The sequence below is a fragment of the Emticicia sp. C21 genome, from assembly GCF_003418935.1.
In the GTDB taxonomy this organism is placed as follows: Bacteria; Bacteroidota; Bacteroidia; order Cytophagales; family Spirosomataceae; genus Emticicia.
In genome coordinates, this window is record NZ_QVMT01000020.1 from 38,582 (window position 1) to 53,938 (window position 15,357).

Sequence of the window (15,357 nt, forward strand, 5' to 3'; positions counted from 1 at the left end):
GTTCTTAAGTTTCCGGTTCAAAAATAAGAAACAGTTTCAATTAATGCTTTCTGCACTGTCATAATTCTTTTTAAATATTACTATCTACTTCAATAACTCTTCCAAAGCTTGTTTTCCACCTTCATTTTTAGGATTTAACTCAATTGATTTCTGATACATTGTAATAGCTTCCTGCTTTTTACCTAAGTGAGCCAAAGCTTCACCGTAGCTATCATAGGTATTAAAGCTATCAGGAAAGAAAATAGTATTAAGTTTCAAAATTTCCAAAGCCATTAGGTCATGATTCTGGAATGCTGCTGCATATAATAGTTGGAGACCAAGCTCATTCATATCATCCTCATCTAAATAGTAGCTACCTGTTTCGGATTGCAATTGTTTTAATTGAATAAACGCTGCATCAATTCCACTTTGTTGAATCGTACTGGCATATTGTTTCACTAATGAAACTTTTGAAAAATCCACTTTCTTATCATTCAAAATATTAAGCGCATCAAAGCCATTTTTATAAATATTTTTGTTGAATGCATTATCAAAAATTACTATAGTTTGATGCTTATCTATATTTCTTAGGAAAATCCCCAAGGCTCCCGGTTGCCCACCAGTATGCCAAACTATTCGGCCATCTGCTTTATTATCTAAGATAAACCACCCCAATCCGTATGACGCTTGCCCTTGACTGCTAAAAGCATTTACATATGTCCCATCCAGCTTCCTTGTTGGTGTGAAGGCTTCGTCTAATGAAGCCTGGCTCAAAAGTTTGCCATCATAAAGTGCCTTATCAAATTTAAGCAAATCGGTGGTTGTAGATAAAATATTGCCTTGTCCAACAAAGCCTGATGCATTATAAGTTCGCCATCTGTATTTCTTCAGGCTATCAACATTTTGTCTTTCCATTGAAAACAGAAATGGATATTCATGGTTGATAGCTTGATTTTCTGTCTTGATAGTTTCTGTTGCAAAAAAAGTGTGTTTCATATTAGAGGGTTCAAAAATATTTTTTCTTACATATGTTTCAAAGGTAGTTTTTGCTACTTGCTCTACTAATAAAGCCAGAAGCATATAATTAGTATTCGAATAATTCCATGCCTCTCCGGGCTTTTGGCCTAAAGGTTTTTGCCATAATTCTAATGCCGACATCAGGTCTGAAATTTTTAATACTTTTTCAGGGTTATCTTTAATTTGTTTTTCAAAAAGCTGATAATCTGGTAATCCTGAGGTATGTGAGAGCAATTGACTTATGGTTATATCAGGGTAAGGAAATCTAGGGAGATATTTAATCAGCTCATCCTCTAATTTAATGTTTCTTTTCTCAACCAATTGCAAAACTGCTGTAGAAGTAATTACCTTTGAAATGGATGCAAGACAGAAAAGTGTATTTTCATTGTTTCCTTTCTGTGTCGAAAAATCGCTATATCCGAACGAATTCTGATACACAATTCTGTTGTTTTCTGCCACTAAAACATTACCATTGAGCAAGTCCAATTTATTTAATTTCCTAAAAAGTGTATCCAATTTTTGATATTGACTATTAATCTGATTTTCTTTAACATGCTGACTAAAGCCAGCATAAGTGATCATAAAGAGTATTAGTAATTTTCTATAATTTTTCATGTGAATATGGTTTATTTTTACAGCACAAAAGTCAAACTTAAAAACCTATTCAACTATTTAAAAACCTTTAGTTAAGCTTTAGAAATATGATTTTTTTAATAAATAATCGCTTTAAAGCAGATTTTGAGAAAAATACCATTACTGATCAATCGAAAAGTCAAACTCATCATCTGGAAAACCGGTTGATTTCAGTTCTATTATTATTAATTAACGCCAAAGGAGAAATTGTAAAAAGAGAACAAATGATTGACGAGGTTTGGAAAAATTATCCCGGAGGAGATGAGGGACTTAATCAGGCAATTTCTCATTTAAGAAAATATTTAGATGATAATACAAAAGAACTTATTAAAACCATTCCTAAAAAAGGCTATGTGTTAAATGCGACTATTGAAGAAGAAAAAAGTGAAATAAAAGAAACTAAAACTTTAAGATGGGAAGTAAACAGGCTTTTTATACTTTTAATTCTGGCTGGAATAATTGTTGTTTCATTTTTAATTTATCAAAATACACAGGCAGTTAAAAATCATTTCTCAAAGGAAATATTTCTTAAGAATGAAGAAGCACGGTCAAGACTAGACTCTATTCATCAGGCCGAAACATTAAAAAAATATGAAAATAAAAAGGATTGATTAAACGTCTACCAGATTATTATTCCTGACCTAGTCATTATTGATTTATTTCTAGTTATAAATACTCAAACTTAATATCTTTACATATAAGTATATTTTACATTTATAGTATACTTATTTCCTGCATAATGAGAAATAAGTCTCTCGTTGTACGGGATTTACGGCTTAGACCTTAAAAAAAAATTAATAAATAAAAATCCTGCAACTTTTAAAATACGCTGTGCGTTTTATAAGCAGTACAACAACAATTATTCGAAAAAAATGAAACTTAGAATACACACCTTGGTGGTGTTGTCTGCGCTTGCAGTAACAACCACTGCTTTTGCCCAGAGCAAAAGTTCACCCCCGGCTAATTATAAGCAGCAAAATTTGCTTCTAGCGAAGAAGAAACAGCCTGCTCAACCAGCACAGATTGCGATTTCAAACGATTATTCAACCAATCCGTTGGAAAATCACCGCAATTACAAAGCACATGTTAATGCCCCGCAACCTTCTAAAGTCGTTTTTGATGTAGAGTTAGGTAACAGGCATAGAAACTATAAACAAAAAAATCTGCTTACGTCAAACGGCTACAGAGAGGCCACCAAGCGAGCACAGGATATTGAACAAGAGGAATTGGTTTTGAAATAGTAGTGAATGAGTTAGTTCAATATGAAAAGGTAGTCCTTTCGGGCTACCTTTTTTTGTTATATTTACTGTATTTGTAATCAAAATAATTTCAACAAAACGCCAGTTAAAGAAGCAAAAAAAATAATATACAACTCCGCATTTTGCTTAATGTGATAGATAATAAAAGCTGAAAACACGGCAATAAGAGCAGTTATTAAATCAACGATATTGCCACTGGCAATTACAACCACCGCTCCTATTAATGAGCCTACAACTGTAGCTGTAATACCATCGACAAAAGCTTTTACCGACCGATTACCACTTATCTTTTTAAAATAAGGTGCAGGAATAACCGTAAATAAATAGCAAGGCAAAAAAGTTGCCAAAGCGGCTATACATGCACCAGGGAATCCGCCTACCAGATAGCCAATAAATGCTACAGTAATTACCACAGGGCCAGGCGTAATCATAGCTATAGCAACAGCATCCAAAAATTGCTGTTCTGTAAGCCATTGGTGTTCGACCACTATTCCGGCGTGTAAGAAAGGTACAATCGCTAAGCCACTGCCAAAAATAAAAGCGCCGGCCTTGGCAAAGAAAATGGCGATTTCTCCAAGAGTACTCCATTCAAAACTCAAGAAAGGCATGGGCAAAAAGAACAGATTAGTCCCTGAGGATTTACTTAAACTGACAGGTACTTTAATAAACATATAGAGCAATCCTGCAACAATAAATAAAACAATATTTTCTTGCTTGGTCAGGTACGTGGTAATAGCTGCTATAATCAGCAAAATCCATAATAAAGTATTAGTTCTTATGGATTCTACATTGAATTTCCCCACCGATTTGATAGTGAGCTTATAAGTACTCATCAGAATAATGCCAACTACCGCAGCGCCAACACCATAAAAAACAGCCTGCATCCATTTCAGCTCACCATACATCTCATAGGTAATACCTAATAAAACCACCATAATAAACGAGGGTAAAACAAAGGCGATGCCTGCCAAAGTTGCGCCTAATACACCTTTATGAACATAGCCTAAATAAATACCTAACTGCGCCGCCAGAGGGCCGGGAGCTAATTGTGCTAAAACAAGCCCTTGTTTATACTCTTCTTCTGAAATCCATTTACGCTTTTCTACCAGATCTTTATGCATAGTTCCTACCAGCGCAATAGGGCCTCCAAAACCTGTAGTACCCAATTTCAGAAAATATAAGATTAATTGCTTTAATGTATATGGGGTTGTCATGACTTTAAAAGCTTAATCCAAACTGAAAACCGAGTGTAAATGATAAGGGGCGGTTATTACCTACCCGAAGCGGTAGAGGAACAGCAACATAATAATTGCTATTCTTGTTTTTCTTTACTACTTTGTTTAATACGGGAGTAACGCCATAACGGCCTGAAGTTTCGAAAGCAGCTCTTCCAGCAAAAGTATAGCCTTTACCAAGTGCAACAACTACACCCGGATGAATCAGTAGATTACTCATTCTACTTGTACCTTTTTCGGCAAGCACATGAGGTACAATCTCCAAAGAGAAGCCTACTTTCGCAGTTTTCCATATATTAATTCCTAATGGAAAACCTACTACATAACTGTCTTTGAAATTGACAGTATTCTTTTCGCTAAAAGTAATGATGGGATGTATTAAACCAACATAACCCGTAACTCTTGGGTAAATAACAGGGGCAGGAATTTGCGTTTGATTCTGAGCACGAACAAGCGTTGTAAGGCAGATTAAAAAACCAAGTAAATAATTTCTGAAAGGCATAGTTTTGAGTTTTGTCATACGCAAAACTATCCTTGAGTAAAAACCTAAAATAGGATCCTATTTACTTTTTGTATCTGCTTTACTTTTTCTGATATTATTTCTGAAAGATAGTGGGTTTTTACCTGTAATCTGTTTGAATGTGCGGGTAAAATGACTTTGGTCCGAGAATCCGGTGAGATAGGCTATTTCTGTAAGCGAATAGTCTGATTCTTCCATCAAGCTAATGGCTTTTTCAATTCGTTTTTGTCTGACATAATCGCCAAAATTCAGGTCATCGAAGTATTTTGAAAACTCTCTCGATAAATAGGATGGATTAAGCGCCAGTTCATCTGATATTTTCTTTAAGTCCAAAGTGAACTGGGTATCAATCTGATCCTGAATGATATTTTTCAATTCTTTTACCCAGCTTGGTACTTTCTTTTTATCAGGTTCTTTCAGAAATTTCTGATAAACTTCATATAAAAGGCTTTCAAAGGGACTATTTTGTAAGTGTTTTTGATTATATAAATGGGTAGCCCAACTATATAAGGCGTCATAAATAATATAGCCCTGCTCTAATAGCTGATAATCATTCTGGATATTATAAGATAACCCTGCCGAGATAGCCATTAGTCCGGCTGATTCATTGGCAATATCATATCTGTCAGTATCGGCCCCTCTTACAATAACCGACAGAATATCAATAGCTGGGTCTTTTATCTGGTATTTTTTAACGATATAATCGAAAGTACATTGGTCGTTGTAATGAGTAAACTCTACGCCTGGAATGTCAAATGGAATAGCATTCAACTCCTCGGCCTTTTGCAATACTTCGCTATAAGGTACGTAGATAAACTCTGCGTTAGTATCAACAAATTTTCTGATAAGCCACGGACAAGCCAATCGGTCAATTTTGGGTTTCTCTCGGGTTATCCATTTCATAAGGCAAGTTTTTGCCTACAAATTTATCTCCTCAATTTTCTTTTGCAATAGCTGAGTCACAAATTCATTCCCTTTTTCTGACCAATGTCCATCACATGGCAGAAAATATTCTGCTATAGACTCTGATTTTGCAAACTCTTCTAATAAATCAACCACATGAATATTTTCAGCTTTGCAGTACTGATATAAATCGTCCCGCAATACACTTTTGCCGGTTTTCTTATACTCCATCAAGTCAAGCGGATGAGGGATCAGTAATACAATCAATGGTTTCTGGCCTGCTATATTTTTAATTCTTCCAACATTATGATAAAACAAGTCCATTGCCTGGCTATTCTTTTGACTAAAAACATCACTTTTATAAGAGTTTTCAGTGCCTGACTGCTTGAACTTTAATCTGTTGATAATAAAATCAGCCATGGCTCCTGTATAGGTAAAATTAGTCGCCAATGCCCCTGCTTTATCAACAAACTTTGCTTTACTATAATAAATATCTTTAAATAAATCCATCCCTGTTCTTTTCACAACGCTGTCAGGATAAGCCTGTGACTTTTCAACAGCATCCAAATGATAAACTAATTTATAATCCTTGGTGGAGTCTTTCACTAAATAAGGGCGGTAGCGATTCTGGGTATAAAAGAAAGATTTACCAAACTCATAGTTATCATCGAGAAAATCATTGAAAGGGAAAAATGAAAGAACAACAGCATTATGAGAAAAATCTTTAGCTTTGGTTTCATATAATAATCGCATTTGCGTTGTACCAAAAGAACCGGAAGTACCGAAGTTTAAGCATTCTACATCCATATTCTTCTCCACCAGATTCGAAAGACGCTTATCTTTTTCAATGCCATATCCTTCAATAAATGAATCACCTAAAAACAAAATACGCTTTTTATCTGATTCCTTTTGTTTTTCGTCATCTCTTGCTCCATAACTATTAAACTGATACTCTACATTCCAGCATGGGCCAATATGCCTTGTAGTAGCATTGGGATAATGCCAGGCACCAAAAGCCTTATCATTATCTACAAAAAAGGGCAAAAACTGATTTGTGTAAACCTTAGGAGGTAACCCGAAATGGAACACCCGAATGGAAACAAAAGAAAAAATTTCAATAATAATGATAAGCAGTAACAACTGAATTAAGATAAATCTTAATCTTTTAAGTAGAGGTGATGACATAAACTAACATTTTTGTTGTATGATTCAAACAGCAATTGTCGAGGCTAATTTTTAGTAGGAATTAGTCCGGCAAAGTTAACTGCAATATTATCAAAAAAAATTATTTACCAAAATGAAAGAAAAGTGATTTAATGGAGTAATTTATTAAATGGTTAGGATGATATTCCACTTATAATTCTTTCTTTGTTTTAGAGTCGCAATATTTCCCTTTATTATAACACTCTTGCACGAGTTTAAGAAAGAAGAATATAAATAATCGGGTTTAACTGAATAGAAGAAAACGCCATATAATATGGTATTAATTAGCGTTTTTCATGTATTCAACTTAAGCTTATTATTAACGTATAGTTGATTTGTTTTTTTCGTTCTTAGTTATAGAACCCTTACCTTTGCAAAAAATCCAAAACTTTCATTGAATGAATATTCTTATTTCAAGTAATACTGCATTGCCTGTGACTAAATATGGTGGTATTGAACGTATTTTGTGGTGGTTAGGCGAAGATTTAACAAAAAGGGGCCATAAGATTACTTTTCTTACGCCCGAAGGCACTCAAAGCGATTTTGCCAGAGTGATTACTTATAATCCTGACACTCCTCTCGAAAAACAGATTCCTGATGATATAGATATCTTACATCTGAACGAAAAGCCTAAAGAGCCTATATCTAAGCCCTATATCGTGATGAATCAGGGTAACAGGACAGATTTCGAAGAATTTGATATAAACACTGTATTTGTTTCTAAAGACCATGCTGCCCGTTATCAGTCAGAGGCCTATGTGTATAATGGCTTGAAGCTTGAAGAATATGGCAAGCCTTTGCTTACTCAAAAAAGAACTCATTTACATTTTCTGGCCAAGGCTGCCTGGCGCGTAAAAAATGTAAAAGGTGCTATTGAGATAGCCAGAAGAACGAACAATAAACTGGCGGTTCTTGGAGGAACCAGACTTAATATTAAGATGGGATTCAGGTTTACTCCTTACCCAAGCATCAGTTTCTATGGAATGATTGGGGGGGAGGAGAAAAATCAATTGCTTCGTACGTCAAAAGGACTATTATTTCCAGTATTGTGGCATGAACCATTTGGAATAGCCATTATAGAGAGCTTGTATTTGGGTAGTCCGGTTTTTGGTACTCCTTATGGCTCGTTACCCGAATTGATTACAAGAGAAGTTGGATTTCTATCAGACAAAAAATCGGAATTAATAGCACAAATAAAAGACATCGGGCAATTCAGTAATAAAAAATGCTCGGAATATGTGGCTGACAATTTCACAATGAAGCAGACTACCGACCAATATCTGAAATATTATGAAATGGTGTTAAACAATCAACCTATCAACCAAACTCCGCCTAAATTAAAAGAAATGCCTCCTAAGTTTTTGCCATTGTATGAGTAAAAAAATAATACAATCATTAACCGTAATAATCAGTTTTCTGATTTGCGGTTCTTGTGTGGGGCCTAAGACTTGCAGATACGCTTCAGTCTTTACTAACGATTCAAGTGATGAAATCGAATTTGGCTGGTATTATCGAAGCACAAAAACTGGTAAAATAGTGAAACTTAAACGCAATGAATCGGTAGAATTTGATTTCTGGACTGAGGAAAATCCATTAAGATTTTTTCCACAAACTGCTGATTCTATTTTCGTAAATCTGACTAATGGGAAAAGAGTAATAGAGATAAAAAAGTGTGAAGCATATGGACCAGACACTACCTGCAAACCTGAAACACGCAGTTTCTTCAATCCTAAGGCTTACACTGGATTCAAAAATGGCAAACTGAATAAAAATTGTGGTGGTATAGAATATTTATTTTCAGATGAGGATGCAAAAAGGGGAATCTAAAGCATTTTTAAAACATCATTTCAGTCTAATTATAACAACGCCCTGTCATTTGACAGGGCGTTGTTATATTACACTCTAAAGTGACTACAATCTGAAACTACGTAGACTGTAAGTGAATGTCAGCATATAGTACCGACCCAAAACCATATTTTTCACGTCTTCAATATAAGCTGTTGATACATTACGACTGATACTATTATTTTGTTTCAGAATATCAAATACATTGAAACGCAATTCTCCTGCTTGCTTTTTCAGGAATTTATATCCTAAACCTGCATTCCAAAGTGTAAAGCTTCTGTTATATCCGGCACCCAAACCAGAGTATGATTGGTTGACAACCTCTGTCTGAAATACAAATCCTTTACCAAACAACCAGTTCACTTTTGCATTACTGCTTTGAGAAAAGAAATTACTGTTCAGGTTTGTCTGTAAGCTATTGCGAACAATATTATAACTCGGTGAAAATGAAACAGTGAAATCCAGTTTTTCGCTAGCACTACTACTTACCACTACCCCACCATTGATACCGTAGTTATTGGTGAAACTTCTGGCATTGTTAATAAGGTTGGGATTTTTAGCATATGAGAACCCTGCATTAAAGTTCACATTCGATTTGATTGCCGTTACAGGCAGCCCGTAACTTACGAATGTACGGGCACTCAGCATGCCATCCATGTTGACAGGCTTGGTTAATTGAGAGCCTTTGAAAAGGATAATCCCGTTAGCCAATTCATAATCCTGGTCAGCAATGAATGTCGATTGGACAATGGCATTGTTTGAATAACTAAAGTTACCAAATAAGTTAATGCTCTGTGCTGTTTTAGACTGTGTTGAACCGAAACGTATCGAGATATTATGTGTATAATCCTGTTTCAGATCAGGGTTACCGGTTGATAACTGCGTTGGGTTGCTGTTGTCGATAACATCCTGCAATTGATTAACTGATGGTGCATTGGTATTAGTACGATAGAATACACGCAGATTAGCTTTGTTCTGGAAACGATAGTTGAACATCGCATTGGGTAATACGCTATTAAAAGAGTACTTCACATTCTGAGTAAGCGGATAAGTTTGCTCACTTGCTAATACTGCATTCTGATAAGCTGCACCGATAACAAAGAAAGCTTGTTGATTACGGAGACGATAACTCACTCCCGTACGGTTGGTCAGATAATCGTTATCAAATACACTGCTTAACGATTGATTCAACAGTGAGTAGGTTTCTGTTTTTTCATCAAAAGCATTCACTCTTCTATCTGAGGAACTCAAAGTATAAGAGATATTATGGTCAAATTGCAATTGAGATGTTTTGCTTAGCGGCTCGGTATAAGTTGCCATTGCCGAAATACGATTGCTATTTGTCAATGATTTGGTTTGCTGATTGATAATCTGCGTGGTATCAGTAGGTGAAAAATAACGGCTGGTTGAATACTGATTGCTTACACCATCACGGTCGTTCATATTATCTTGTAAACTAAGAGAGAATGTACGCCCCTCTTTGGCAAATCTATGTCTGTAAAGCAATTCACCTGATAAATTGAAGCCTTTATTATTCGAATTTCTTGAGGTTTCGGTAGTATTCTGTAATGCTCCATTTAATATTGTCTGAGCATTTAGCGTTGATAAAGCATTGTTATCCTGCCAGCTGATACGTGGAGTAAATATGATAGAGTTATCTTTATTAATATTGTATTCCAGACGCATATTTACCCGGTGGTTCATATTATCGTTATTCGATGTACTTAAGGCGTCATACGTTTGAGGGACAGTTCCTAAATACTCACGATGCGAGGTACTCACATTGCCGTTAGCAGCCGAATTGAAGAAATAACTGGTATTCAATTTTACTTTTTTACCCAAATTATCGCTGTAGTTTAAACCTATAGAAGTAGTACGTGCAATACCAGGTTGCTGGCCTACCATAAAATCTCTGGCACTTGACCCTCCACCGCCGCCACCAAATCCTCCAGGACGGCCTCCGCCACCTCCTCCACCACCCGGTCGACCACCGCCGCCACCACTGAATCCACCTCCGCCAAATCCACCGCCACCACCAGACGACCCTAATACACCTAAAATATCATCGTTCGAGAAGTTTTGCTGATTAATATTGTTTGATAAACCAATAACAGTCAGACGTTGATCTTTCTTAAAGAAGTTCATACTTACGCCTGACTGATAGCGATCATTTTCACCGTATCCGGCATATACTTTACCAAACTGTCCGTTATTTTTACCTTGAACGGTTGTAATATTGATAGTTTTGACTGAATTCCCATCATCAAATCCTGTGAATTGAGCCTGATCGCTGAGTCGGTCGAATACCTGAACTTTATCAATGATTTCAGCTGGTAGATTTTTCAGGGCAAGAGTAGCATCGTCGCCAAAGAATTCCTGTCCATCAACTGTTACTTTTTTTACATCTTCACCTTGTGCTTTTACCACCCCGTTTTCAATGGTCACACCAGGCATTTTCTTCACAAGGTCTTCTGCTGAAGCATCTGGATTGGTTTTATAGGCACTGGCATTATACTGCACAGTATCGCCTTTTTGCTCTACACGAATTTGTTTTTCGCGTACTACCACCTCACTTAACTGGCGGGCATTTTCACCCATTATAATAGTACCTAAGCTTTTGGCAGTCGTCCCTACTGTAACTTTAGTTTCGAGGTCATCGTAACCGATGGAGGTAACACGTAAGCGATAGTTTCCGGGTTGTACACCGGTAAATCTAAAAAATCCCACGGTATCAGCCTGGACGCCTTTTCGTTGTGTGCTGTCTTGTTGATTAATAAGTAATACACTGGCGCCAACCACTGCTATTTTGGTTTTTGCTTCCTGTACTGTTCCTGTCACTTCTACTCCTTGAGCAAAAACTTTAGCAGAAACTAAAAGTGTGAGCGATAATATAAATAGATGCTTCTTCATTGTTAGTAATTAGTTAACATCTCTTAGAATAATAAAGCTATTTAAAGTTTAGCCGCGCCTACATATAAGGCGACCAATATACGTGTTGTGTAGATAAAATATATAAAAACGGTCGATTATCTACACACTTTTTATTGTATTAATCTAATATTTTTCTTCGAAATGCCTTAAAATTATGTTATGCTTATTGTTAAAACACTAATTTAATATTCGTAAAATTGCAGGATTATTACTATAAAATCAGGTCACTAATTTACCAACACACATACCCAACCAAATCATTGATAATCAATCACTTCAGATAAATTTCTATGAATTTACAAAATCATTATATTAACCGTTTCTTTACAATTTATTTACTGCTATCGCTCATCTGCCACAGTTACACTTATGCACAAACTTCAAATAACCCAAGGGTCAGATATAATTATTTGTTGCACTTACCAAAGGACTACGACAAAAAAACTATGCCATACCCTGTAATTATATATTTACACGGTAGCTCACATAGAGGAAATGATTTAAACAAACTGAAAGGATACGGACTACCTTATGTAATTGACAAAGGCAAAGAGTTCAATTTTATCGTGGCCTCACCGCAATGCCCGGATGGTAAATACTGGAGCACAGAAAACTGGTTTGACTCTTTGTACACCGAATTGAAAACCAAATATAGAATAGACCCAGACCGCGTTTATCTGACAGGCATCAGTTTAGGCGGTTACGGTGCTTTCATTGTAGGAATAGAACATGCAGATAAATTAGCGGCTATAGTGCCTTTATGTGGAGGCGTGAATGATAGTGATATAACCAGGCTATGTAGCACCTTGAAAAATATACCTATCTGGACTTTCCACGGCACGGCAGATAATGTCATTCCTATAAGTGAGACGGAAAGAGTTGTGAAAGCTCTGGAAGCATGTAAAGGCAATATAAAGTTTACCCGTCTTGAAAAAGAAGGGCATAGTATACAGTATTTGTATGAGGGGAATGAGATTTATGAGTGGATGTTGAAGTGGAAGAGATGAGTAGATTACTTATCCCATATCTTTCTGACAAGTTTCAGCAATGTCAGTTCCTGAGTTTTAATACTAGTTTCATCAATTTTTATTATTTCTCCATGAATATATTTTGGTCCGCCACTCTCGATAGCTTTCTTTAAAAATTCATTTTCATCAGGTGGTTGTTTTAAATCAGCACCGCCTTTGTGTGCGTAAGGTACATACTCATTAGGGGGTTGAGGTAATTTCATTTCGCACTCAATTGAACATAGATTTGCCAGAAGTGGTAATACGTCTGTACCTATCCATAAAGAAATCCAGAGTTGATTAGTTTCTTTATAAGTAATCTCTCTTTTGCAAACACTGCATTTAAGACTATCTCCGGAATAACGAATGGGATTATGCGATAGGCTTGGAAAACCCTTTCTATTTTTATAATTACCATAAAGTACCCTTGTACTTACTCTGCTATCCTTGAGTCTCTTACAATTTGTTATTTCATAAGGAAACCAAAATAGATTATATGAGGTATATGGGTCAAAGTATTCCAACGATTCCATTTCTCCTATTTCTGGTGGAATACGTTTAAGATTACTTCCATAAAGCCATACTTTCTTGACCTTCTTAAGTTTTGCAATACTTTCAGGTAAAGTATAAATTTGTGCAAATGAATCCTTTCCCAAAGCTTCTGCTGGTGAAAACTCATCGCTCTCTTCTTCTGCAATTTTATCAATATACTCACATAGCTTTTTCCAGGCTACTGAATTTCGGTCTTGTACATCATTATCAATCCTTATAATTCTATTATTCATTTTTAGCAAAGCTTTATATCAATCCTCCTGTTGCTTCATAAAATTTAATAAATTCAGCAAATGCTGGTTAATATGGGCCTTGAAAATAAATTTGAAAAAATAAAGCCCATCATTCAGACTATTGTTCTCTATTCGCCATTTTACTTCCAGTAATTCAAGAATAATATCGTTCAAATCATCAATAGCATCTTCTAATCCTATATCCGTAAAATTGGTCATGTTGTTAATATCTAATACTGATTTATAGAAACCGAAGCTAGGGAAATTGTTTTTAATATTGCCGAGAATGTCAGGAAGCTTAGTCTTATCAAATTTGGGATAATTATGATGGTCATCTTCATATTCAACTTCAAAATGTAACTTATAGATAGTTACTAGATGTTTTTCTAATACTAACTCTTTGTTAGGAACATTTAAATTTGGTTGAAGGCCAAATTGAGTTATTTCATCAATAGCGGAGACAAGTATTTCTCTTAATTCAGTCACAATTTTAATATTTGATTAATGCAACGTTATAAACTATTCCCTTAAATATCAAACCCAATTCAACTGCCAGTTAACCCCATATCTATCAGCCACCCAACCAAACTTCTTACTGAATCCGTAATCACCTAAAGGCATTAATATACCTCCTCCGTCTGAAAGGCTTTTATAAAGAGACTCCAATTCTTCTTCTGATTCGCAATTGACATAGATAGATATGGCAGGAGTGAAAGCAAATTTATGGTCAAAGCCGCTATCAATAGCCATATAGGTTTGTCCGGATAACGTAAAAGTAGCAAGTTTAACTGCTCCTGCTTTTCCTCCCTGTTCATTGGCTTTGAAATAATCTATGTGTTGAATGCCTGAGTCTTTGAACAAAGAGATATAAAATTTGATGGCTTCTTCGGCTTTGCAGAATTGTTCGCCTACGAACATCAGAAAAGTGATGGTCTTTTGCATAATAGTTTTTCTTTTAAATATAATATTAATACTTAATGCGAAATAGCTTTCAACCCAACAATTGAACCCACTAAAGTTAATAAAAAGAAAATTCTCCAGAAACTGGTGGGTTCTTTGAATACAAAGATGCCGATTAATACTGTCCCGATGGCTCCTATACCTGTCCAGACTGTGTAGGCCGTCCCAATGGGTAGTTTTTCCAGAGCTTTCATTAACAGTAACATACTGCTTATTAAAGATACGACAAAACCTGCATACCACCAATAAGCTTCGTTGCCTGTGCTTGATCTTGCTTTGCCTAAACATGCGGCAAACGCTACTTCAAATAACCCTGCAATAATTAAAATTATCCAATTCATATCCATTTTCAACGATTTATTGATCCGTCGCAAGGGAATCGTCATTTGTTTTATTTTTGTCACAAAGGTCTGGATAATGAAGTATGAATCCTTTTACAAATGTTAAAAAGCGGACAGCTAGTTATGGAATTTGTTATTTAATTTCTGCTCTGATGCGGCTTAAGCTTACCTGAGTAATGCCCAGATAAGAGGAGATGTAACCTAATGCTACTCTTTGCAATAAGTCAGGATGATTTTTTAGCAAAGCCGTGTAGCGTTCGGCAGCGGTGCTGAATTGTCTGGCAATTAATCGCTCTTCTGTTTTGATTAACTCCTGTTCCGCAAATTTCCTACCCCAATTGGCAATATGAATATCCTGAATGAAGAGTTCCTGTAACGCATCAGTTTGTAGTTCGTAAAGCTCACAGGCTTCTAATAGTTCAACGTTTTCATAACCGGGTTGATTCATCACATAGCTTTTCATCGAAATAATGGTTTCACCTTCTTTGCCAAACCAGAATGTTATTTCGTTGTCGTTCTGATAAGCGTAGGCTCTTACAATACCTTTTTTGATGAAATATATCCTTCTCTCAGTAGTATCTGCTTTCAGTAAAACATGTTTTCTTGGGAATCTTACTTCATTGATGCAGTTTACCAGCTTTACAAGAGAACTATCAGGGAAGTGGTATATATGGTTGAGAATGTGTTGAATTTCCATGGATAGTTTACTTTATCAAACATTTTCAATAATAATCTTTGA

At 35.7% G+C, this 15,357-nt stretch carries 16 protein-coding genes; 5 read left to right on the forward strand and 11 right to left on the reverse strand.

Annotated elements, in window-relative coordinates:
* Nucleotides 1–84: 84 nt before the first annotated feature.
* A complete protein-coding gene (locus D0T08_RS26160) occupies nt 85–1,611 on the reverse strand; it encodes a serine hydrolase (protein WP_116985717.1) in 1,527 nt (508 codons plus the stop codon).
* An 86-nt stretch (nt 1,612–1,697) separates the two neighbouring features.
* On the opposite strand from D0T08_RS26160, the gene D0T08_RS26165 reads away from it, so the two are divergent.
* Nucleotides 1,698–2,240 carry a winged helix-turn-helix domain-containing protein gene (locus tag D0T08_RS26165; RefSeq protein ID WP_116985718.1) on the forward strand — a complete coding sequence of 181 codons (543 nt, stop codon included), beginning with the start codon at nt 1,698–1,700 and terminating at the stop codon, nt 2,238–2,240.
* Between the two features lie 261 nt (nt 2,241–2,501).
* On the forward strand, nt 2,502–2,870 hold the full coding sequence (locus D0T08_RS26170; RefSeq protein ID WP_147322847.1) for a hypothetical protein: 369 nt from the start codon (nt 2,502–2,504) through the stop codon (nt 2,868–2,870).
* Nucleotides 2,871–2,947: 77 nt separating this feature from the next.
* Here D0T08_RS26170 and D0T08_RS26175 read toward each other — a convergent pair whose 3' ends face one another.
* From D0T08_RS26175 to D0T08_RS26190, 4 genes are read right to left on the reverse strand one after another with little or no spacing between them, the layout of a single operon-like run.
* Nucleotides 2,948–4,102, reverse strand: a complete 1,155-nt coding sequence (locus D0T08_RS26175) for a chromate transporter (RefSeq protein ID WP_116985720.1) — start codon at nt 4,100–4,102, stop codon at nt 2,948–2,950.
* Between the two features lie 4 nt (nt 4,103–4,106).
* The gene (locus tag D0T08_RS26180) at nt 4,107–4,643 is read right to left on the reverse strand and encodes a hypothetical protein (RefSeq protein ID WP_229239062.1); all 537 of its coding nucleotides are present in this window, start codon (nt 4,641–4,643) and stop codon (nt 4,107–4,109) included.
* A 39-nt stretch (nt 4,644–4,682) separates the two neighbouring features.
* Nucleotides 4,683–5,546, reverse strand: a complete 864-nt coding sequence (locus D0T08_RS26185) for a chromate resistance protein ChrB domain-containing protein (RefSeq protein ID WP_116985721.1) — start codon at nt 5,544–5,546, stop codon at nt 4,683–4,685.
* 15 nt (nt 5,547–5,561) lie between these two features.
* The gene (locus tag D0T08_RS26190) at nt 5,562–6,731 is read right to left on the reverse strand and encodes an SGNH/GDSL hydrolase family protein (protein ID WP_116985722.1); all 1,170 of its coding nucleotides are present in this window, start codon (nt 6,729–6,731) and stop codon (nt 5,562–5,564) included.
* Nucleotides 6,732–7,147: 416 nt separating this feature from the next.
* On the opposite strand from D0T08_RS26190, the gene D0T08_RS26195 reads away from it, so the two are divergent.
* On the forward strand, nt 7,148–8,128 hold the full coding sequence (locus D0T08_RS26195; RefSeq protein WP_116985723.1) for a glycosyltransferase: 981 nt from the start codon (nt 7,148–7,150) through the stop codon (nt 8,126–8,128).
* Nucleotides 8,121–8,576 carry a hypothetical protein gene (locus D0T08_RS26200; RefSeq protein WP_116985724.1) on the forward strand — a complete coding sequence of 152 codons (456 nt, stop codon included), beginning with the start codon at nt 8,121–8,123 and terminating at the stop codon, nt 8,574–8,576. Before D0T08_RS26195 ends, D0T08_RS26200 begins: the two co-directional genes overlap by 8 nt.
* 84 nt (nt 8,577–8,660) lie before the next feature.
* Here the strand turns inward: D0T08_RS26200 and D0T08_RS26205 are convergent, their stop codons facing one another.
* Nucleotides 8,661–11,504, reverse strand: a complete 2,844-nt coding sequence (locus tag D0T08_RS26205; protein ID WP_116985725.1) for a TonB-dependent receptor — start codon at nt 11,502–11,504, stop codon at nt 8,661–8,663.
* Between the two features lie 311 nt (nt 11,505–11,815).
* On the opposite strand from D0T08_RS26205, the gene D0T08_RS26210 reads away from it, so the two are divergent.
* Nucleotides 11,816–12,532 carry an alpha/beta hydrolase-fold protein gene (locus D0T08_RS26210; RefSeq protein WP_116985726.1) on the forward strand — a complete coding sequence of 239 codons (717 nt, stop codon included), beginning with the start codon at nt 11,816–11,818 and terminating at the stop codon, nt 12,530–12,532.
* Nucleotides 12,533–12,537: 5 nt separating this feature from the next.
* Here the strand turns inward: D0T08_RS26210 and D0T08_RS26215 are convergent, their stop codons facing one another.
* From D0T08_RS26215 to D0T08_RS26235, 5 genes are all read right to left on the reverse strand, one after another.
* The gene (locus D0T08_RS26215) at nt 12,538–13,317 is read right to left on the reverse strand and encodes a leucine-rich repeat domain-containing protein (protein ID WP_199538229.1); all 780 of its coding nucleotides are present in this window, start codon (nt 13,315–13,317) and stop codon (nt 12,538–12,540) included.
* Nucleotides 13,318–13,335: 18 nt separating this feature from the next.
* Nucleotides 13,336–13,803, reverse strand: a complete 468-nt coding sequence (locus D0T08_RS26220) for a DUF5063 domain-containing protein (RefSeq protein WP_116985727.1) — start codon at nt 13,801–13,803, stop codon at nt 13,336–13,338.
* A 48-nt stretch (nt 13,804–13,851) separates the two neighbouring features.
* Nucleotides 13,852–14,259: a VOC family protein gene (locus tag D0T08_RS26225; protein WP_116985728.1), complete on the reverse strand. Its 408-nt coding sequence runs from the start codon at nt 14,257–14,259 to the stop codon at nt 13,852–13,854.
* A gap of 32 nt (nt 14,260–14,291) precedes the next feature.
* Entirely contained in the window at nt 14,292–14,618 is a 327-nt protein-coding gene (locus D0T08_RS26230) for a multidrug efflux SMR transporter (RefSeq protein ID WP_116985742.1), read from the reverse strand.
* Between the two features lie 133 nt (nt 14,619–14,751).
* Entirely contained in the window at nt 14,752–15,315 is a 564-nt protein-coding gene (locus D0T08_RS26235) for a Crp/Fnr family transcriptional regulator (RefSeq protein ID WP_116985729.1), read from the reverse strand.
* Nucleotides 15,316–15,357 lie beyond the last annotated feature (42 nt).